Here is a 19,580-nt window from a genome sequence, read left to right as displayed (position 1 = left end):
CAAGCAGAGATGTTGCGCTGCACCTAAATTAAGAAGCTTTCATAGCTTCACGAAACGGAGCGCCGACCTTGGGATTCCGCGTGGCGGCATGACGTTGCAACGGTGCTGGGCCGAGGTGCGGCGGGTCCAGCACCGGGCGCTTCCCGCCGATATCGATGATCGGCAGCACACGCGATGCTTCGTCGAAAACAGCGGAAAAGAAAAACCCGCCTCGGCGGGCGGGTCGTTGGAGCCAATTAGCACCATATCCAAATTAGTAGCATAGCTGCCGGCACAAAGCAAGAACAAAATGTGGCACCGCCGACGAAAGCTGCCGATCGCCCGCCTTGCGGGGGAGATGCCAGGCAATGGCCCCCTGGAAGCGGAGGACCCCTGCCGATGCTAAAAGAACGCCTGCAACCCGGTCTGCGCCCGTCCGAGGATCAGCGCATGCACGTCATGCGTGCCCTCATAGGTGTTGACCGTCTCCAGGTTCTGCGCGTGGCGCATGACGTGGTAGCCGATCTGGATGCCGTTGCCGCCATGCATGTCGCGGGCTTGGCGGGCGATGTCGAGCGCCTTGCCGCAATTGTTGCGCTTGACCAGCGAGATCATCTCCGGCGCCATCTTGCCTTCGTCCATAAGCCGCCCGACGCGCAGGCTGCCCTGCAGGCCGAGCGCGATCTCGGTCTGCATGTCGGCGAGCTTCTTCTGGAAAAGCTGCGTGCCGGCCAGCGGCTTGCCGAACTGCTTGCGGTCGAGGCCATACTGGCGAGCACGGTGCCAGCAATCCTCCGCCGCGCCCATCGCACCCCAGGAGATGCCGTAGCGCGCCCGGTTGAGGCAGCCGAACGGTCCTTTGAGACCCGAGACATTGGGCAGCAGCGCGTCCTCGCCGACCTCGACGCCTTCCATCACCACTTCGCCGGTGATCGACGCGCGAAGCGACAGCTTGCCGCCGATCTTCGGCGCCGACAGCCCGTTCATGCCCTTTTCCAGGACAAAGCCGCGAATCTGGTTGTCATGCGCGCCCCCACTTTCGTCGGACAACTTTGCCCAAACGACGAAAATGTCGGCGATCGGCGCGTTGGAAATCCACATTTTCGAGCCGGAGATCCTGTAGCCGTTCGCGGTCTTCTCGGCCCGCGTCTTCATGCCGCCCGGGTCGGAACCGGCATCAGGTTCGGTCAAGCCAAAGCAGCCGATCCATTCGCCCGACGCCAGCTTCGGCAGGTATTTCCTGCGTTGTTCTTCCGAGCCATAGGCATGGATCGGATACATCACCAGCGACGACTGCACGCTCATCATCGACCGATAGCCGGAATCGATCCGCTCCACTTCCCGCGCGACCAGCCCGTAGGTGACGTAGTTGGCGCCGAGCCCGCCATATTCCTCGGGGATGGTGATGCCGAGCAGACCCGCCTCGCCCATTTCGCGAAAGATCCCGGCGTCGGTCTTTTCCTCGAGGTAGGCTTCCTCGATCTTCGGAGCGAGCTTGTCGGCGGCAAACGCCGCGGCGCCATCGCGCACCATGCGCTCGTCCTCCGAAAGCTGGTCCTCGATCAGGAAAGGATCATCCCAGACGAATGCGTTCTTGTCGGCGGCCATGGCTCTCGGTCTCCCAAACTCGTGCATGTCGCCCAAAGCTTGCCCGCGGGCCTGACCCGAGGGTGTTCGGCAGCCTGGAGATAACGACATGCATCGAAACAGAAATCTTGAAACGCGCGGCTTATCGGCTCCCGTCCTGAAAAAATCAAACGAAATAGCTTCGCCGATCCATGAGCATTGGTGATGGATCATCAATGTCGAGCGCCGCCGTCTGACCTGCCACAGCCCGGCTCGCGAATTATTTCCGCTTCAACGCATCGGCCAACGCGGCGCCGAACGCGCCCTGCTGCGCCGGCCGCTCCGACTGGCGTTGGGGCGCCGGCGCGCGCGGCACCGGCCTGCTGCCATTGTCGCGTGGCTTCGGTGCGCCACCGTCGCCATCCTTGCGCATCGACAGGCCGATGCGCTTGCGCTTGATATCGACGTCGACGACACGCACCTTGACCACGTCGCCGGCCTTGACCACCTCATGCGCGTCCTTGATGAACCGATCAGCCAGTTGCGAGACGTGCACCAATCCGTCCTGGTGCACGCCGATATCGACGAAGGCACCGAAGGCCGCGACATTGGTGACGGTGCCTTCAAGCTGCATGCCGGGCTTCAGATCCTTGATGTCGTCGATGCCATCGGCAAAGGTCGCGGTCTTGAAGCCGGGGCGCGGATCGCGGCCGGGCTTTTCCAGCTCCGCCAGGATGTCGCGCACCGTCGGCAGGCCGAAGCGCTCATCGACGAAGACGCGCGGATCGAGCGCCTTGAGTGCGGCGCTGTCGCCCATCAGAGAGCGAACGTCGCGCCCGCAGGCCGCAACGATCTTCTTGGCCACGCCATAGGCTTCCGGATGCACGGCGGAGGCATCGAGCGGCTCGCTGCCGTCGGGAATGCGCAGGAAGCCGGCGCATTGCTCGAACGCGCGGGGTCCAAGGCGGGAGACCTTCAACAGCTCGCGGCGGTTTGCGAACGGGCCGGTCGCGTCCCGGTGCGCAACGATCGCCTCGGCCAGCGATGCGCCGAGACCCGAAACCCGCGCCAGAAGCGGCGCTGACGCCGTGTTGAGGTCGACGCCGACGGCGTTGACCGCATCCTCGACCACCGCTTCCAGCGAGCGGCCGAGGCGGTACTGATCGACGTCGTGCTGATACTGGCCGACGCCGATCGACTTCGGCTCGATCTTGACCAGTTCGGCGAGCGGATCCTGCAGGCGCCGGGCGATCGACACCGCCCCGCGCAGCGACACGTCGAGGCCGGGAAATTCCGCCGCCGCCGTTGCCGAGGCGGAATAGACCGAGGCACCGGCTTCGCTGACGATCACCTTGAGCGGCTTCGGCCCGGACCCGGCAGGCATGTCAGCCAGCATGTCGGCCACCAGCCTTTCAGTCTCGCGGCTGCCGGTGCCGTTGCCGATCGAGATCAGCTCGACTTTATGCAGCCGGATGAGCTTGGCCAGTTCGGCCTGCGTGCCGCGGACATCATTCTTCGGCGGGAACGGATAGACCGTCGTCGTCGCCAGCAGCTTGCCGGTGCCGTCCACCACCGCCACCTTGACGCCGGTGCGAATGCCCGGATCGAGGCCCATCGTCGGCCGTGAGCCGGCAGGGGCGGCAAGCAGCAAATCCTTGAGATTGCGGGCGAAGACATGGATCGCTTCTTCCTCGGCCCGTTCACGCAAGTCCCGCATCAGATCGAGCGTCAGGTGCAGCGACAGCTTTATGCGCCAGGTCCAGCTGGCTACTTCCATCAGCCAGCGGTCTCCCGGCAACTGGCGGCCGATGGCATAAGCATCGGCAATCATCCGCTCGACCGGCTTCACCGGCGAGGCATCGTCGGCATCGACCTCGATGTCGAGCGACAGAACCTCCTCGTTGCGGCCGCGCAGCATGGCCAGCGCGCGATGGCTCGGCACGTTGGCCCAGCGCTCTACATGGTCGAAATAGTCCGAAAATTTGGCGCCGGCCTCCTGCTTGCCGTCGACGACGCGCGACCGCAGGAATGCGCGTTCCTTCATATAAGTCCGCAATCTGCCGACCAGGTCGGCATTCTCGGCGAACTGCTCGGACAGGATGTCGCGCGCACCCTCGAGCGCTGCCTTGGCGTCTGCCACGCCTTCGCTGATGTAGGCCAGCGCCAGCTCGGCGGGCGTGGCCGCACGGTCGGCGAGAATAGCTTCCGCCAGCGGGCCCAGCCCACGCTCGCGCGCGATCTCGGCCTTGGTCCGGCGCTTCGGCTTGTAAGGCAGGTAGATATCTTCGAGTTCCGCCTTGGTCACGGCAGCAGCGATTTTCGCTTCAAGCCCCTCGGTTAGCTTGCCCTGCTCGCGGATCGAACCAAGGATGGTGTCGCGGCGCGCGTCGAGTTCGCGCAGATAGGCGAGCCGCTCGGCAAGATCGCGCAGCTGCGTGTCGTCGAGGCCGCCGGTGACCTCCTTGCGGTAGCGCGCCACGAAGGGCACTGTCGCGCCGTCGTCCAGCAAACCGATCGCCGCCGCAGCCTGTTCGGGCCGCGCGCCGATTTCGGCGGCTATGATGATTGCGATGCGCTTGATGTCGGATGCCATGTCCTACCTGTCGTTGGTCGAAAAGAGCAGCGACCATAGGCGGAGACGCCCGCTGCGCCAACCGCAGCGTTTTCAACCCGCTGAAAGGTCCACAGGAAAGCTGCATGAGCGGTACAGATCGGATCAGACCATCCGGCTCAGCGCCTCGAAGAAAGAAATCAAATCCAGATCGAGCGGATCGTCGACCGGTACCGGCTGCGACGACATCTTTGCGATGACAATTTCAGCCATCGGATTGACGTAAAGCCACTGGCCGTGAATGCCGATGCCGCAGAAGGCGCCGCTTGCCGCGCCCGTCTGGTACCATTTGTTGCGATAGCGGCCACGCGGAAACAGGGACGCCATCGTGCCGCGCCGCCATGCCTCGGCGTCACCGCCGGTTTCGGTCGTGTCGCGCATCCAGGCTTCCGGCACGACGCGGCGGCCATTGGCCACGCCACCTTGCCGCATCATCTCGCCGACGCGCGCAAGGTCGCGCGGTGTCACCGAAATGCCGCCGGCGGTACGCGCCGTGCCTTCCATGTCGACTGTCACCGAGGCGTCGCCGACGGCGCCGAGCGGCTCCCATAATTTCTCGCGCATCAGATCGGCGAAACGCTGGCCAGACGCGCGTTCGAGCAGGATGCCGAGCAGGTCGGAATTGGGCGAAAGGTAGCGGAACGTCCGGCCATGCGGCTCGGTCAGGCTCTGCAGCGTCGTGAGGAAAGTGGCCAGGCCCTCGGTGCCCCCGCCTGGATTCCACAGCATTGCACGGCGATAGCGGGCGAAGGCGCTGTCCGGATCGAGATAGGCCTCTTCGAAATCGAGGCTGACACTCATGTCGAGCACGTGCCGCACACGTGCATCGCCATAGGCCGAGCCGGGGGCTTCGGGCAGGTAGCGGCTTACCGGAGCCTGCGGATCGAAAATCCCCTCGCCTTCCAATATGCCGGCAACAATGGCGGTCAGCGACTTGCTGATCGAAAAGACGATGTGGCGTGAACCGAACTCCATATGCGGTGCGAACCAGTCGCCGACGAATTTGCCGGCTTTCATGATCGTCAGCGCGTCGGTATCGGAGCGCGCGAGAAACGCCGCGACAGTCTCCGCGCCGCCTGCAAGGGCGACCTTTTCGCCAAGTAGCCCGCCGAAATCCTGCGCCGGCGCCTCGCTGCTGCCCGGCCTTGCCGTCACGGCAGCGCTCGGCACCAGCTCGCCGACATTCTGGAACGACCACCGGCTGAACGGGCTTTCCCGCCAATTGCCGAGCAGCACTTGGTTTCGGGCAAAGCCATACCTGGTCTCAAACGCGGTCTTGCCGGTCATAGCGTTCCTTCAGGATCTTTTGGCCGAGTTTCAGGCGAGCGCTGCGGCGATGGCGTGCACCGCTTGCAGCGTCGCCACAGAATAGGCGACGTTGGTGAAATCCGGATAGCTCGAAAGCTTGACCACGACCATTTTCGTATCCCAGTCGATGTGGATCAGCTGTCCGAACACGCCACGGCACATCAGCGCCCGCGAGCGCGGATCCTCGATCCAGAACTGGTTGCGATAGCTGCCTTCCGGCAGGCTGGGACTGAAATCCGGCCCATGCCTGCCATTGCGCGTCGCCTCGATCCAGTCGGCCGGCACGATGCCGCCACCATTGCCGAGGATCAGCTGGCCGAAGCGGCCATAATCGCGCAGCGTGGCGTTGAAGCCGCCATCGGCAACCGCATAGCCGGCGCTGTCTACGGTGAAGCAGGCACTTTCATCCGCGCCGAGCTTTTGCCAGAGCTCTTCCGAAACCAGCTGCGCCAGCCGTTTGCCGCTCACCCGTTCCATGATGAAGGCAAGCACGTCGGTCTCGATCGAGCGGTATTCGAAGGCAGCGCCGTGCGGCCGGCTCTTTTCCTTGAGCCCCAGGATCAGTTCGAACATATGCGATGGCCAGCGCAATTCCGGATCGCAGTCCGGCGGCACCGGCTTCCAGCCGGTGGCGACATCGACCTGGCCGATGTCGGAATAGGGGTCGGTGTATTCCTCGGAAAAGCGCACCCCGCTCGTCATGTCGAGCACATGCTGCACGCTGGCGCCCTCCCAGCCGGTCGCTTCCAGCTCCGGCAGATAGGTGGTCACCGGCAAACCCGGATCGATCAGTCCGCGTCCGACCAGTATGCCGAACACCGATGCGGTGACCGACTTCGCCATCGACTGGGACAGATGCAGCGTGCGCTCGGTCATGCCGTTGAAGTAGCGCTCATAGGCGACCTTGCCGCGCTTCAGCACCAGGAAGCCGTCGGTGTAAGTCTCGTCAAGCAGTCCAGCCAGCGTCGTCGGCTGCCCCATGCTGTCGCCCACCGGCAGCACGTCGAGATCGACCTCGGCTCGCTCCAGCCTGTGGCGATGGCCATTGCCGCGCCAGACCTCGACGGTCGGCAGGATTTCGCGAATATGCTGGAACGCCCAGCGGTTCCATGGCGGCCGGTCCCATTCGAGCTTCGGCGGCACCATCCGCGGCGGCGAACCCTGCATGATCGGCGGCGCCGGTTCGCTGTTGCGATAAGAAATCATAGGCAGTCCGATCGCCGGGAAAAGGCCCGGCGGCAATTGCCGCCGGGTTTCGTCCGGATGTGGATTACTTCTGCAGTTCGGTCCAGATCTTGCTGTAGATGGCCTGCACTTCCTCTGAACACAATTTTTGCAGCTCGCCATGCGCCTTGACGTCTTCCGGGATGATGACTTCCGGCGCATCCTTCATATCGGCTGGCATGTACTTGTCGGAACCGGCAATGCCGTTGGCGTAGCGGTGGAAGGCGGACAGGCCGGCGGCGTTTTCCGGATCCATGATGAAGTTCTGGAACAGCTTGGCGTTCTCGACATTCTTTGCGTCCTTCAGGACCATGACATTGTCGCTCCAGAGGCCAAAACCTTCCTTGGGATAGAAATAGTGGATCTTGGGATTCGCCAGCCGCTGGCGCAGGGCTGAGCCGTTCCAGTCGCTGGTTGCCTTGAAATCGCCGGCGCCCATTTTCTCGATGGTATTGTATTCCATCGCGATCCAGTTCGGCTTGGCAGCAACCAGCGTGTCACGCACCTTCTTCAGCGTTTCCTTGTCGCTGGCGCATTGCGCGCCGCCGACATATTTGGTCGCCGCGAACATGACGTCGTTCATTTCCGGCACGACGTTGACCTTGCCCTTCAATTCGTCTGGTGTGTTGAAGATGATGCCCCAACTGTCCGACGGCCCCTTGTAGACATCGGTGTTCACCACGATGCCCACCGTGCCCCAGGCCCACGGCACGGAATATTTGCGGCCGGGATCGAAATCGGGATTGGCCCATTCTGGCGCCACGTTCTTGAAGTTCTCCATCTTGCCGGGATCGGTCTCCTGCACGAGGCCTTCCTTGATCCAGATCGGCACGAAGGTTTGCGAAGGCACCGCGATGTCGAAGCCGGTGCCGCCCTGGCGAACTTTGGCCAGCGCCGTATCGTTCGAATCGTAATCGGTGATGGTCACCTTGACGTTGTATTTCTGCTCGAACTTTTTGATCACATCGGGGCTGGTGTAGTTGCCCCAATTGTAGATGTTGAGCTCACCGTCGGCGCGAGCAAGGCTCGTCGAGGCGAGCAGCGCCAGCCCGATGGCGGTCGCCGTGGTCTTCCAGTTCATGGTCTTAGCTCCCATTTTCATGTCTAGTCCCGTTTCCTGCTGATGAAGAAAAACAACGTCACGATGGCGACCGACAAGAGCAGGAACACGGTCGATATCGCGTTGATCTCCGGCGTTATCCCTCGACGTATCTGGCCAAGCATGTAGGTCGGCAGCGTGTCCTGGCCGCCCGATTTCACGAACTCGGTGATGACAACATCGTCGAGCGAGATGACGAAGGCCAACATCAGTCCCGCCAGAATGCCGGGCCACAGCAGCGGCAACGTGATGCGCCTGAACGTCTGCCACGGCGTCGCGTAGAGATCGGCGGCGGCGCGCTCCAGCGTCAGGTCCATGTTCTCCAGCCGCGCCCGGATCGGCAGATAGGCAAAGGGAATGCAAAACGCCGTATGCGCGGCGATCAGATAGCCGAGCCCCGAATAGCCGGTGAATATCTTTATGCGCGAAAAAAAGATCAGCAACGCCACGCCAGTGACGATCTCGGGCACCATCAAAGGCTGGTTGATGGCGGCATATTTGAAGGTCAGGCCGGGATAGGGCGGCGTGCGCGTGGTAGCGAGCGCCGCCATGGTGGCGAAGACGGTGGCCAGGATCGCCGCCGTGGCGCCGATCTCAAAGGAGCGCAAGGTGGCGTCTATGACTTGCGTGTTCTGCCACGCCGACTGGAACCATTTGAGCGAAAAGCCGCCCCATTCCGACGTCGAGGTCGCGGCGTTGAAGGCATAGACGACGAGCACGACGATCGGCAGATAAAGCACGACGAAGCAGGTGGCGGCGATCGCGGTGAAGCCGGACTGATGCTTGATGGAGAAGCTGCTAGCCATGACGCATCTCCGATTGTCCGGCATTGCGCACATAGGCAAGCAGCGCCACCATGACGATGACCATCACAGCGATCGACAGCGCCGAGCCGAGCGGCCAGTTGCGGCCTTGCCCGAACTGCAATTCAATCAGGTTGGAAAGCATCATGTTCTTGCCGCCGCCCAATAGGCTCGGCGTGACATAGGCGCCCAGCGCCGGGATGAAGACGAGGATCGAGCCAGCGACGACGCCGGGCTTGACCAGCGGGAAAATGATGCGCCTGAGCACCTGGAAGCGCGTCGCATAAAGATCGTAGCCGGCTTCGACCAGCCGGAAATCGAGCTTCTCCATGCTGGCATAGATCGGCAGCACCATCAGCGGCAGATAGACATAGGCCATGCCGATAAGGATCGCCGTGTCGGTGAAGAGTATCTGGATCGGCGCGGAGATAATGCCGAGCTTGAGCAGCACCGTGTTGATCAAACCCTCGTTGCGGATGATCTGCAGCACGGCGAAGGTACGGATCAGCAGGTTGGTCCAGAACGGAATGGTGATCAGGAAAAGCCAGAGATCGCGCGTCTTCTCGCTGCGCGTTGCCATGAAATAGGCGGTAGGAAAACCAAGCACCAACGTGGCGAGTGTGGTCACGATGGCAAGCTTGATAGAGCGCCAAAAGATGGTGACATGGGCAGCGGCGAGCGACAGCGTGTCGTCGAAGATGTCGCGTTCCATGAACACCGAGATCCACGCCTCCGGCGAGAATTGCCACTTCACGTCGCCATAAGGACCGGGTGTCAGGAACGAATAGACCAGCACGATCAGCAATGGGCCGGTCGCTGCCAGGAAGATGATCAACAGGGCCGGCGCCGACAGCAGCCAGCGGTCGCGGATATCGCGCCGTTCGGCCGCCTTGGCGACTTCTTCCGCGCTCGCCATCAATCCCTCAGCACTTGCGCGGCGTCGTTGCCGATCGAGACACCGACCTTGTCGCCTCGCTCGAAACCGCAGCCTGCGCTGCGCGTGTTCTGCTGGCGCACGGTGAAGGCTTCGCCGCTGTCCAGTTGGACATGAATATGCGTATCGGTACCGAAATAGACGATGTTTTCGACGGTTCCGGAAAGATCGCCCTTGCCGCCGGTCAGCTTTGCGTGTTCCGGCCTGACCACCAGGGTGGCATTCGCCTTCGGCTGGAAGCCCTCGGCCACCGTCGCGTCGATCGTCGCGCCGGATTTGAGTGTCGCGCGCGCCTTGCCGTTGCCGATGCCGGTGATGGCCGCGGTCAGGAAATTGGTTTCGCCGATGAAGTCGGCGACGAAGCGCTCGGCTGGCTTGTCATAGATGTCCCAGGGCGTGCCGACTTGCAGGATCTTGCCGGCTGACATCACCGCGATGCGGTCCGACATGGTCAGCGCTTCTTCCTGGTCGTGGGTGACGAAGATGAAGGTGATGCCGGTCTGGTGCTGCAGCCGTTTCAGTTCGATCTGCATTTCCTTGCGCAGCTTGTAGTCGAGCGCCGACAATGGCTCGTCGAGCAACAGCACTTTTGGCTGCGGCGCCAGCGCGCGCGCCAGTGCCACGCGCTGCTGCTGGCCGCCGGAGATCTGGCTGGTGCGGCGGGCGCTCAGCGCCTCCATCTTGACCAGCTTCAGCATCTCGGCGACGCGCGCCTTGATTTCGGCCTTCGGCTTGCCCAGCATCTCAAGGCCGAAGCCGATATTCTCGGCCACCGTCATGTGCGGGAACAGCGCATAGGACTGGAAGACGGTGTTGACCGGCCGCTTGAACGGCGGCAGCGGCGCGATGTCCTGGCCGTGCAGCAGGATTTCGCCTTCGCTGGGGAAGTCGAAGCCAGCGATCAGCCGCAGCAGCGTCGTCTTTCCGCAGCCCGACGGCCCCAGCAGCGTGAAGAACTCGTTCTCGCGGATCGACACCGAAACCGTGTCGAGGGCGGCGACTTGTGCGTCCCCGATACCGAACACCTTGCGGACGCCGCGGACCTCGATTGCACTCTTACCCGGTTGATCCGGCACGCATTACCCCATTTTCATGTCCGCTCTTGATGGCGGATCCAGTTCCCATTCGATTGTCAGCATATGCCGGTCGGCTTGGCAACCATGCATCTGGGCCTCGGTTCAAAACGCAAGCTCCGTGCCCCAGTCAGCGCCATCATCAAACCTGATAAGTGATCTTGCCGCCGCAGATGGTGCTGACCGGATGCACCTTGTGCAAGGAAGCCGGTTCAGTTGCCTCGATATCGGCCGACAGCACCACCAGATCGGCCAGATAGCCTGGTTTCAGCCGGCCCTTACGGTGCTCCATGAATTCGGCATAGGCGCCTTCGACCGTGTAGCCGGCAAGCGCCTCGATCAGCGAGAAGCTCTGGTCGGGGTCGCCTTCTGCCCACGGTTTGCGCAGCATCGCCGCCTGAATGCCCAGGATCGGGTCGACCCGCGACACCGGCCAGTCGGAAGCGAAAACGACATGCGCGCCCGCCTGCTTCAGCGTCCGCCAGGCATAGCTGAGCGGCCATCTTTCGCGGCCGATACGCGAAAGCGTCGGTTCCAGCGGGAAGTCCATGGCGCCGGGCGGGTGCGGCGGCTGCATCGAGGCGATGACGCCGAGTTCGGCGAAGCGTGGCACGTCGGCGCCGGTGATAACCTCGATGTGCTCGACGCGGTGCCGGCTGTCGCGCCTGCCGTTCTTCCGCCGCGCCGCCTCGTAACCGTCGAGGACCGCGCGCACCGCGCCGTCGCCTATCGAATGCACGGCGATCTGCAGGCCGCGTCGGTCGGCCTCCGGCGCCACCTCGGCGAAATGCTCCGGCGTGAACAGCGTCTCACCGCGCCAGCCCGGCCGGTCGGCATAGTCATCGACCATGACCGCGGTCCAGCCTTCCAGCACGCCGTCATAAAACATCTTGACCATGCCGGACGACAGCCATTCCGATCGGTAGGCGGAGGCCATCCTCGACGCTTTTTCCAGCATGTCGAGCGTCATGAAATTCTTGAAATGAAAAGGTATCTTGGTGCGGCAGAGCAGCCGCCCTTCCTGTTCCAGCCCGGCTAGCAGCTGGAGCTGGTAAAAATTGCCGTCCATGTTCTGGATCGAGGTGATGCCGTGGCGGGCGCACCATTCCAGCCCGCGATGCATCAGGTCGCGATCGGCAGCGACTTCGGCGGCGGCAGGATAAGGGTCGGGCTCGCCGCCTGTCGCAAGGCCGAGCCGCACGCGGTTCTGCCCGGAAAGCTCGAGGATCGGCCCGAACGCCTCGCCCTCGCGCAATTCGCCGGCCGCGAGGCCGTCGGCGCCCATGACGATCTCGTTGCCGGGCCCGAGTTGCTTACCATGCAGGATGCCGGCCAGCTCCAGCGCCTTGGTATTGGCCCACATCGTGTGGTGATCGGAAGCGGACATGGCGAACGGCCGGTCGGCGATGATGCGATCGAGATGATGGCGGGTGACCGGCTCTTCCTTGGAAAGGATAGTGTAGTCGACGCCGGCCCCCAGCAGCAATTTGGCGTTCGGCCGTGCCGCCGCGTAGGCGCGGATCGCGTCGCTCAGCGCATCGAAGCCATGCACGCCCTGAAGGTGCAGATTGTCGAGTTCGGCCGCGCCGCCGAAAAGATGCATATGCGCCTCGATGAAGCCCGGCACCACCGACCCGCCTTGCGCATCGATGACCTTCGTGGCCGGCCCTTTCAGCGCGCCCTCGATCGTCCGGCGATCGCCAACCGCCAGGATGTTGCCGTCCTTTATCGCCACCGCCTCGGCCGTCGGATTGCCTTCGTCCATGGTCAGCACACGGGCATTGGTGACGATCAGGTCGGCATTTGAACTCATGATTACCCGCGGTTCGGTTGCGCTGCCGGCAGGCTAGACGACCGGCTGCCGGGCCAGCAAGCCATGGCTGGTTGGCCCAGCGCCTTGTGAAAGGCCATGCGGGACGGTTAGGGTCGCCGCGTCTCACCACGGAACAATTTCATGAAGACTGTTTTTTCGCCTCTCCATGCCGGCCATTCCGGCAATGTCGAATTGATCGCCGGCGCCATCGTGCCCGCATTTGAAAAGCCTTCGCGCGCCGAGTTCATCAGGGCGCGGGTGGAGAGCGAAAAACTCGGTCCGATCCTGCCGCCGGAAATCCAGGACCTCGCTGCCGCCAGGAAGGTGCATGCCAGCGACTACATCGATTTCCTGCCGAGCGTGTGGCCGCTCTGGGAAGCATCGGGCCGCAGCGGTTCGGCCATTCCCTTCACCTGGCCGACGCGCGGCCTGCGCGGCGACGTGCGCCCGAAAGGCATCGATGCGCTGCTCGGCTTCTACTCCTTCGATGGCGGCGCGACATTCGTCAAAGGTACATGGGACGCGATCAAGTCGTCCTATGACGTCGCGCTGACCGCCGCCGCGTTGGTCAAGGCTGGCGAGCCTTCGGCCTTCGCGCTCTGCCGACCGCCGGGGCACCATGCCGGCGCAGCCTTCATGGGCGGCTATTGCTTCATCAACAACGCCGCCGTCGCCGCGCAATGGTTCCGCGACCATGGCGCCGGGCGCGTGTCGATCCTCGACGTCGATTATCACCACGGCAACGGCACCCAGGAGATCTTCTATCGCCGCGGTGATGTGCAGGTGCTGAGCCTGCATGGCGATCCGATGACCGAATATCCCTTCTTCCTCGGCCATGCCGACGAACGCGGCGAGGGCGACGGCGAAGGCTTCAACGACAATTACCCGATGCCCTTCTGCACCGGCTGGGACGTGTGGAACGCCTCACTCGAGGATGCCTGCACGAGGCTTTCGGCTTATGCTCCTGACGTCGTCGTGGTTTCGCTCGGCGTCGACACCTTCGAGAAGGACCCGATCAGCCAATTCAAGCTGAAAACGGGCGACTATCCCAGGATCGGCCGCCGCATCGCCAGGCTCGGCCTGCCGACGCTGTTCGTCATGGAAGGCGGCTACGCCGTCGAGGAGATCGGCATCAACGCCGTCGGCGTGCTGACCGGCTTCGAGGACCGCTAGAGGCTCTGCCGGTGCCCGCAACTCATATGGCGCACTCGGCGCGGCGAGCGCCACGGCGGGCCGGCGCTATCGTGTTGTTGGACCATGATGTTTTTCCAGAATGCGTTCGCCCTTTGCGAAATGATGTTCTATTTTTTGAATCCATGGCTTTGAGGGGCCGAATTCATCGGAAGAACAAACGCATTTGAGCCCCGGGAAAGCATTTATGAGGGACGACACACCGGAAAGCGAAAGCGCCTCGGCGCTGGCGCCATTCCGGCACGGCATCTTCCGGGCGGTGTGGTCCGCCAGCCTGGTTTCCAATTTCGGCGGCCTCATCCAGGGCGTCGGCGCCGCCTGGATGATGACGACGATCGCCACCTCGTCCTACCAGGTGGCATTGGTCCAGGCCTCGACCACCTTGCCGATCATGCTGTTTGCGCTGCTGGCCGGCGCTATCGCCGACAGCTTCAACCGGCGCAAAATCATGCTGATCGCGCAGATCTTCATGCTGGTCGTCTCGGCTCTTCTGACCGTCTTCACCTATCTCGACCTGATGACGCCGTGGACGCTGCTCGCCTTCACCTTCCTGATCGACAGCGGCACCGCGCTCAACAGCCCGTCCTGGCAGGCTTCGGTTGGCGACATGGTGCCTCGCACCAAGGTGCCGGCGGCGATCGCGCTCAACTCGATGGGCTTTAACCTGACGCGCAGCGTCGGCCCGGCGATCGGTGGTATCATCGTTGCCGCGGCAGGTGCCGCCGCGGCCTTCGCCGTCAACACGCTGAGCTATGTCGGCCTCATCGTCGTGCTGGCCCGCTGGAAGCCGGAACTGCCGGCATCGACCTTGCCGCGCGAGACGCTGGGCGCCGCAATGGGCGCCGGCCTGCGCTACGTCGCCATGTCGCCTAACATCGGCAAGGTGCTGGTCAGGAGCTCCGCTTTCGGCTTCAGCGCCGGCGCGGTCCTGGCATTGCTGCCGCTGGTCGCGCGTGACGTCGTCAAGGGTGATGCCCTGAGCTACGGCATCATGCTCGGTGCCTTCGGCATCGGCGCCGTCGGCGGCGCGCTGATCAGCGTCAGGCTGCGGCAGCTGCTGTCCAGCGAAACCATGGTGCGCATGGCATTCGCCGGTTTCGCCGTCTGCGCCTTCAACGCCGCCGTCAGCAATCATGCCTGGCAGACGTCGCTCGGCCTGCTGGTCGGCGGCGCCTGCTGGGTGACGGCGCTGTCGCACTTCAACGTCACCGTACAGATGTCGACGCCGCGCTGGGTGGTCGGCCGCGTGCTTTCGGTCTACCAGACCGCGACCTTCGGCGGCATCGCGCTCGGCAGCTGGGTCTGGGGCGTCGTCGCCGACGCGCATGGCGCCGAAGTCGCCCTGATGGCGGCCAGCGTCGCCATGCTGGCGGGAGGTGCCATCGGCCTGCTGCTGCCGCTGCCGCAGCAGGCGGTGCTCAACCTCGATCCGCTCAACCGCTTCCAGGAGCCGCATCTGGCGCTTGATCTCAAGCCGCGCAGCGGTCCAATCGCCATCATGATCGAATATGTCATCCGTAACGAGGACGTGCCGGAATTCCTCGCCACCATGGCCGAGCGCGGCCGCATCCGCCGCCGTGATGGCGCCCGCAACTGGACATTGGCGCGCGATCTCGAAAATCCGTCTATATGGATCGAGCACTACCACACGCCGACCTGGGTCGAATATATCCGCCACAACAGGCGCGCCACCTACGCGGACGCCGTCATCGGCGAGCGTATAAGGGCGCTGCACAGCGGCAACGAGCCACCGCGCGTCCGCCGCATGATCGAGCGCCCGACGACCGCCGGCACGGCGCTGGTCATGCCGAAGGGGCCGATCGAGCATTAGTGGCTGGCGGTGCGTCCAGTTGGACGAGCAAAATGAAATTGCGGCGCCTGGCCCAATCCGCGAATGCACGAACAGGATGGCCATTGTCGAGAGACGGTTATATCAGTTGATGTGACTATGACCAGTAAGGGGAGACGATGCGTTACATACGTCCGCTTTCAATTGAAGACGCCGCCGGCCTGTTGGCCAGTTCGGCCGGCACGGCCGCCATCCTCGCCGGAGGCAGTGACCTCTTGGTGAGAATGAAGGGCGGCTTTATCGAACCCGACCTGATCGTCGACATCAAGGCGATCGACGGGCTTGGCGAGATCAGGGAAACAGCCGAGGGCTTCAGCATCGGCGCGGCGGTCCCCTGCGCGGTGCTGGGCGAGAACACGGCCCTGCAGAAGGCATGGCCCGGCGTCGTCGAAGCGGCCAAGCTGATCGGCTCCAAGCAGGTGCAGGGACGCTGCACCATCGTCGGCAATCTCTGCAATGCCTCGCCGGCCGCCGACAGCGTGCCGGCGCTGGTGGCCGCTGGCGCCAAGGCGGTGGTCGTCGGCCCGGGAACCAGGCGCACGATTGCCGTGGAAGCGGTGCCGACTGGGCCGGGCAAGACGTCGCTGGCCAAGGGCGAGATCATCGAGGCAATCCTGCTCGACAAACGTCTGCCGCGTTCGGGCGATGCCTATCTGCGTTTCATTCCGCGCACCGAGATGGACATCGCGGTGGTCAGCGCCGGCGTGAACCTGACGCTCGATGAGCAAGGTCGCGTCAAATCCGCCCGCCTGGCGCTAGGCGCCGTGGCGCCGACGGTGGTTCTGGTCGAGGAGGCTGCCGAGGTTCTCATCGGCTCCAAGCTGGACGAAGCCACGTTGGAAAGGCTCGCCAAAGTCTGCTCGGGCGCCTGCCGTCCGATCGACGACAAGCGAGGCACTATCGAATTCAGACGGAAAGTTGCGGGTGTGCTGGCCAAGCGGGCCGCCACGACCGCCTATGCACGTGCAGGAGGCAAGTGATGGCCGGTGTAGCAGTATCAACGACAATCAACGGCGACAATGTCGAGTTCCTTTGCCAGCCGGACGAGACGCTGCTTGATGTCCTGCGCGATCGCCTGGGGCTGACGGGCGCCAAGGAAGGCTGCGGCACCGGCGACTGCGGCGCCTGCAGCATCATCCTCGACGATCGGCTGGTGTGCTCGTGCCTGGTGCTCGGTGCGGAAGCCGAGGGCCGTCACCTCGAGACCATCGAGGGTATGGCGCATGGCGACAGGCTGCATCCGCTGCAGCAGAAATTCCTGGAGCACGCCGCACTTCAATGCGGCGTCTGCACGCCGGGCTTCCTCATGGCGGCCAAGGACCTTTTGGCCAAGAACCCCGATCCGACCGAGGAGGAGATCCGCTTCGGCCTCGCCGGGAACCTCTGCCGCTGCACCGGCTATGACAAGATCGTGCGTGCCGTTCAGGACGCCGCCATCGTAATGAAACAAGCGTGATGAAGGGAGCATAACGATGAATTTCGATCCGCGTTACTCCGGACGCAATTTCACCTCTGTCGGCACGCGTCCCATTCGTCCCGATGGTGTCGACAAGGTGACGGGCCGCGCACGCTATGGCGCCGACTTCAACATGGCCGGGCAGTTGGTCGGGCGCGTTCTCAGAAGCCCCCATGCGCATGCCACGATCAGGAAGATCGACACGTCGAAGGCGCAGATGCTCCCCGGCGTCAAGGCGGTGATCACCGCGGCCGACCTGCCCGACCTGACCGACGGCGATGCCGCCATGTACGACATCCTCGACAACTGCATGGCGCGCAAGAAAGCGCTCTATGACGGCCATGCCGTGGCCGCGGTCGCTGCGGTCGATGCCCGCACGGCGAGGCAGGCACTGAAGCTGATCGAGGTCGACTACGAGGTGCTGCCGCATGTCACCGACGTCGACGAGGCGATGAAGCACTCCGCACCCCTGATCAACGACGCCATCTTCACCGAGGGCCTCGAGGAAAAGCCCGTCAAGCCTTCAAACGTCACCAAGCGCACCCAGTACGGCCATGGCGACATCCATGAAGGCTTCGGCCAGGCCGATTACGTCGTCGAACGCTCCTTCAAGACCGAGCAGACGCACCAGGGTTATATCGAGCCGCATGCCTGCGTGGCCAATGTCAGCTCCGACGGCACCGCCGACCTCTGGGTCTGTACGCAGGGCCATTTTGTCTACCGCCAGCACTGTGCCCAGTTGCTTGGCATGGAAGCCTCGAAGCTGCGCGTCACCTCGTCGGAGATCGGCGGCGGTTTCGGCGGCAAGACCCATGTCTGGGCCGAGCCGGTGGCACTGGCGCTGTCACGCAAGGCCGGCCGGCCGGTCAAGCTGGTCATGACGCGCGACGAGGTGTTCCGCGCCTCCGGCCCGACCAGCGCCACCTCGATCGATGTTCGGATCGGCGCCCGCAAGGACGGCACGATTACGGCGGCCGAGGCGACGCTGCGCTATTCCTGCGGCCCCTATGCCGGCATGTGGGCCGAGATCGGCGCCATGACCGCCTTTGCCTGCTACAAGCTCGAGAACGTCAAGACGGTCGGCTACGAAGTGCTGGTCAACCGGCCCAAGACCGCGGCCTATCGGGCGCCGTCGGCGCCGATGGCAGCGTTTGCGGTGGAAAGCGCGGTCGACGAGCTGGCCAAGGAGATCGGCATGGACCCGGTCGAGTTTCGGATCAGGAACGCGGCGCAGGAAGGCACCAGATCGTCCTACGGCCCGGTATATGGGCCGATCGGCATCGGGCCGACGCTGGAGGCGGCCAAGAACCATCCGCACATGAAGGCGCCGCTCGGCAAGAATCAGGGCCGCGGCATGGCTTGCGGCTTCTGGTTCAACTTCGGCGGCCAGACCTGCACCGACCTCAACATAGGCATGGATGGCTCGGTCTCGCTTGCCGTCGGCACGGTCGATGTGGGTGGTTCCCGCGCGTCGCTGTCGCTGGTGGCGGCGGAGGAGCTCGGTATCCCCTATGAGCAGATCAAGGCGGTGGTCGCCGATACCTCCAGCCTCGGCTACAACGACATGACGGACGGCAGCCGCGGCACCTTCTCGTCTTCGATGGCGACGATCTCCGCCGCTCGCAACGCCATCAAGATCCTGCGAGAACGCGCCGCGCAGATGTGGGACATAGCCGTCGACGACGTGGTCTGGGAAGAGGGTCATGCGATTGCCAAGGGCGCGACGCACGGCAACCTCTCGCCGCTGTCGCTGAAGGAGATCGCGGCCGCTTCCGGAAAGACGGGCGGACCCATTGCAGGCCATAGCGAGCTCGTCGCCGACGGCGCCGGCGTCTCCTTCGCCACCCATATCTGCGATATCGAGGTGGACCCCGAGACAGGCTCGACCAGGGTGCTGCGCTACACCGTCGTTCAGGACGCCGGCAAGGCGGTGCATCCGACCTATGTCGAGGGGCAGTACCAGGGCGGTGCCGCGCAAGGCATCGGCTGGGCGCTCAACGAGGAGTATATCTACGGCAAGGACGGGCGGCTGCAGAACCCTGGCTTCCTGGATTACCGGATCCCGGTCTGCTCGGACCTGCCGATGATCGACACGCAGATCCTCGAGATCCCCAATCCTAACCATCCTTACGGGGTGCGCGGCGTCGGCGAGACCTCGATCGTGCCGCCGCTGGCGGCGATCGCCAATGCGGTGTCGAACGCCGCGGGCGTGCGGATGACGCATATCCCGATGTCGCCGCCGCGCATCCTGGCGGCGCTCGAGGCGGAACGGGGAGGCTGATGGTCGAAGTAACGCTCTGGGGGTCGCTCGGCGCGATCGCCGGAGGCAAGAGCAAGGTCGAGATCGAGGCCAAGGATATTCGGGAGCTGTTCAGGAAACTGGCTGAACAGTATCCCGGCCTCGAGCCATACATCGATCGCGGCATCGCCGTCGCCATCGACGGGGTGATCTATCGCGACACCTGGTCGAAGGAACTGCCGGAAGGGGCGGAGATTTTTCTGCTGCCGCGGTTGGCTGGGGGATAGGTGGGGTCGTCGGCATTGCCTAGCATCAAGGTCTCGAACGTCGTTGATGGGGCCGGGGAACGAACCCGCTGCGCGGGAGGGGCGCCTGCGGTTGAGGTAGAGATCAAGAACCGGTCGTCGCGCTCGCGTTGAGCGTCGTTCGGCTCGA

General features: G+C 63.8%; 15 protein-coding genes. 6 read left to right on the top strand and 9 right to left on the bottom strand.

All coding sequences use genetic code 11. The features are described from left to right. Positions 1-381: 381 nt before the first annotated feature. The 9 genes from NKJ17_RS22285 to NKJ17_RS22245 form a co-directional block, all read right to left on the bottom strand. On the bottom strand, positions 382-1,587 hold the full coding sequence (locus tag NKJ17_RS22285) for an acyl-CoA dehydrogenase (protein WP_352689981.1): 1,206 nt from the start codon (positions 1,585-1,587) through the stop codon (positions 382-384). Positions 1,588-1,825: 238 nt separating this feature from the next. Next, complete coding sequence (locus NKJ17_RS22280; RefSeq protein ID WP_352506293.1) at positions 1,826-4,138, bottom strand: Tex family protein; 2,313 nt, start codon at positions 4,136-4,138, stop codon at positions 1,826-1,828. A gap of 123 nt (positions 4,139-4,261) precedes the next feature. After that, positions 4,262-5,443: a serine hydrolase domain-containing protein gene (locus NKJ17_RS22275; protein WP_352506294.1), complete on the bottom strand. Its 1,182-nt coding sequence runs from the start codon at positions 5,441-5,443 to the stop codon at positions 4,262-4,264. Positions 5,444-5,473: 30 nt separating this feature from the next. Then, a complete protein-coding gene (locus NKJ17_RS22270; RefSeq protein ID WP_352506295.1) occupies positions 5,474-6,670 on the bottom strand; it encodes a serine hydrolase domain-containing protein in 1,197 nt (398 codons plus the stop codon). Between the two features lie 64 nt (positions 6,671-6,734). Further along, positions 6,735-7,769: an ABC transporter substrate-binding protein gene (locus tag NKJ17_RS22265; protein WP_254816998.1), complete on the bottom strand. Its 1,035-nt coding sequence runs from the start codon at positions 7,767-7,769 to the stop codon at positions 6,735-6,737. 23 nt (positions 7,770-7,792) lie between these two features. Continuing rightward, positions 7,793-8,593, bottom strand: a complete 801-nt coding sequence (locus NKJ17_RS22260; protein WP_352506296.1) for an ABC transporter permease — start codon at positions 8,591-8,593, stop codon at positions 7,793-7,795. Beyond that, complete coding sequence (locus tag NKJ17_RS22255) at positions 8,586-9,506, bottom strand: ABC transporter permease (RefSeq protein ID WP_352478299.1); 921 nt, start codon at positions 9,504-9,506, stop codon at positions 8,586-8,588. Before NKJ17_RS22255 ends, NKJ17_RS22260 begins: the two co-directional genes overlap by 8 nt. Then, entirely contained in the window at positions 9,506-10,600 is a 1,095-nt protein-coding gene (locus NKJ17_RS22250; protein ID WP_352506297.1) for an ABC transporter ATP-binding protein, read from the bottom strand. Before NKJ17_RS22250 ends, NKJ17_RS22255 begins: the two co-directional genes overlap by 1 nt. A 139-nt stretch (positions 10,601-10,739) precedes the next feature. Further along, positions 10,740-12,410, bottom strand: a complete 1,671-nt coding sequence (locus NKJ17_RS22245; RefSeq protein ID WP_352689980.1) for an amidohydrolase — start codon at positions 12,408-12,410, stop codon at positions 10,740-10,742. 141 nt (positions 12,411-12,551) lie between these two features. Here NKJ17_RS22245 and NKJ17_RS22240 point away from each other — a divergent pair, with 141 nt between their 5' ends. The 6 genes from NKJ17_RS22240 (at position 12,552) to NKJ17_RS22215 (ending at position 19,432) form a co-directional block, all read left to right on the top strand. Next, positions 12,552-13,583, top strand: coding sequence for a histone deacetylase family protein (locus tag NKJ17_RS22240; protein ID WP_352689979.1), 1,032 nt, complete (start codon positions 12,552-12,554; stop codon positions 13,581-13,583). A 205-nt stretch (positions 13,584-13,788) separates the two neighbouring features. Further along, positions 13,789-15,432 (top strand): MFS transporter, encoded by a 1,644-nt coding sequence (locus NKJ17_RS22235; protein ID WP_352689978.1) that lies wholly within the window; start codon positions 13,789-13,791, stop codon positions 15,430-15,432. Positions 15,433-15,569: 137 nt separating this feature from the next. Next, positions 15,570-16,430: an FAD binding domain-containing protein gene (locus NKJ17_RS22230; protein ID WP_352689977.1), complete on the top strand. Its 861-nt coding sequence runs from the start codon at positions 15,570-15,572 to the stop codon at positions 16,428-16,430. Beyond that, a complete protein-coding gene (locus tag NKJ17_RS22225; protein WP_352478287.1) occupies positions 16,430-16,906 on the top strand; it encodes a (2Fe-2S)-binding protein in 477 nt (158 codons plus the stop codon). Before NKJ17_RS22230 ends, NKJ17_RS22225 begins: the two co-directional genes overlap by 1 nt. Positions 16,907-16,922: 16 nt before the next feature. Then, the gene (locus NKJ17_RS22220) at positions 16,923-19,187 is read left to right on the top strand and encodes a xanthine dehydrogenase family protein molybdopterin-binding subunit (protein WP_352689976.1); all 2,265 of its coding nucleotides are present in this window, start codon (positions 16,923-16,925) and stop codon (positions 19,185-19,187) included. Next, positions 19,187-19,432: a MoaD/ThiS family protein gene (locus NKJ17_RS22215; RefSeq protein WP_095520977.1), complete on the top strand. Its 246-nt coding sequence runs from the start codon at positions 19,187-19,189 to the stop codon at positions 19,430-19,432. Before NKJ17_RS22220 ends, NKJ17_RS22215 begins: the two co-directional genes overlap by 1 nt. Positions 19,433-19,580: the final 148 nt, after the last annotated feature.

The organism is Mesorhizobium sp. M0208, from assembly GCF_040322015.1.
In the GTDB taxonomy this organism is placed as follows: Bacteria; Pseudomonadota; Alphaproteobacteria; order Rhizobiales; family Rhizobiaceae; genus Mesorhizobium.
The sequence above is the reverse complement of the archived record's forward strand: the minus strand, read 5'-3'. Positions and strand labels throughout refer to the sequence as shown.

What these genes read in the sequence shown, in the direction of transcription:
- NKJ17_RS22285 (WP_352689981.1), bottom strand. Translation starts at nt 1,587, where the DNA reads ATGGCCGCCGACAAGAACGCATTCGTCTGGGATGATCCTTTCCTGATC.
- NKJ17_RS22280 (WP_352506293.1), bottom strand. Translation starts at nt 4,138, where the DNA reads ATGGCATCCGACATCAAGCGCATCGCAATCATCATAGCCGCCGAAATC.
- NKJ17_RS22275 (WP_352506294.1), bottom strand. Translation starts at nt 5,443, where the DNA reads ATGACCGGCAAGACCGCGTTTGAGACCAGGTATGGCTTTGCCCGAAAC.
- NKJ17_RS22270 (WP_352506295.1), bottom strand. Translation starts at nt 6,670, where the DNA reads ATGATTTCTTATCGCAACAGCGAACCGGCGCCGCCGATCATGCAGGGT.
- NKJ17_RS22265 (WP_254816998.1), bottom strand. Translation starts at nt 7,769, where the DNA reads ATGAACTGGAAGACCACGGCGACCGCCATCGGGCTGGCGCTGCTCGCC.
- NKJ17_RS22260 (WP_352506296.1), bottom strand. Translation starts at nt 8,593, where the DNA reads ATGGCTAGCAGCTTCTCCATCAAGCATCAGTCCGGCTTCACCGCGATC.
- NKJ17_RS22255 (WP_352478299.1), bottom strand. Translation starts at nt 9,506, where the DNA reads ATGGCGAGCGCGGAAGAAGTCGCCAAGGCGGCCGAACGGCGCGATATC.
- NKJ17_RS22245 (WP_352689980.1), bottom strand. Translation starts at nt 12,410, where the DNA reads ATGAGTTCAAATGCCGACCTGATCGTCACCAATGCCCGTGTGCTGACC.
- NKJ17_RS22240 (WP_352689979.1), top strand. Translation starts at nt 12,552, where the DNA reads ATGAAGACTGTTTTTTCGCCTCTCCATGCCGGCCATTCCGGCAATGTC.
- NKJ17_RS22235 (WP_352689978.1), top strand. Translation starts at nt 13,789, where the DNA reads ATGAGGGACGACACACCGGAAAGCGAAAGCGCCTCGGCGCTGGCGCCA.
- NKJ17_RS22230 (WP_352689977.1), top strand. Translation starts at nt 15,570, where the DNA reads ATGCGTTACATACGTCCGCTTTCAATTGAAGACGCCGCCGGCCTGTTG.
- NKJ17_RS22225 (WP_352478287.1), top strand. Translation starts at nt 16,430, where the DNA reads ATGGCCGGTGTAGCAGTATCAACGACAATCAACGGCGACAATGTCGAG.
- NKJ17_RS22220 (WP_352689976.1), top strand. Translation starts at nt 16,923, where the DNA reads ATGAATTTCGATCCGCGTTACTCCGGACGCAATTTCACCTCTGTCGGC.
- NKJ17_RS22215 (WP_095520977.1), top strand. Translation starts at nt 19,187, where the DNA reads ATGGTCGAAGTAACGCTCTGGGGGTCGCTCGGCGCGATCGCCGGAGGC.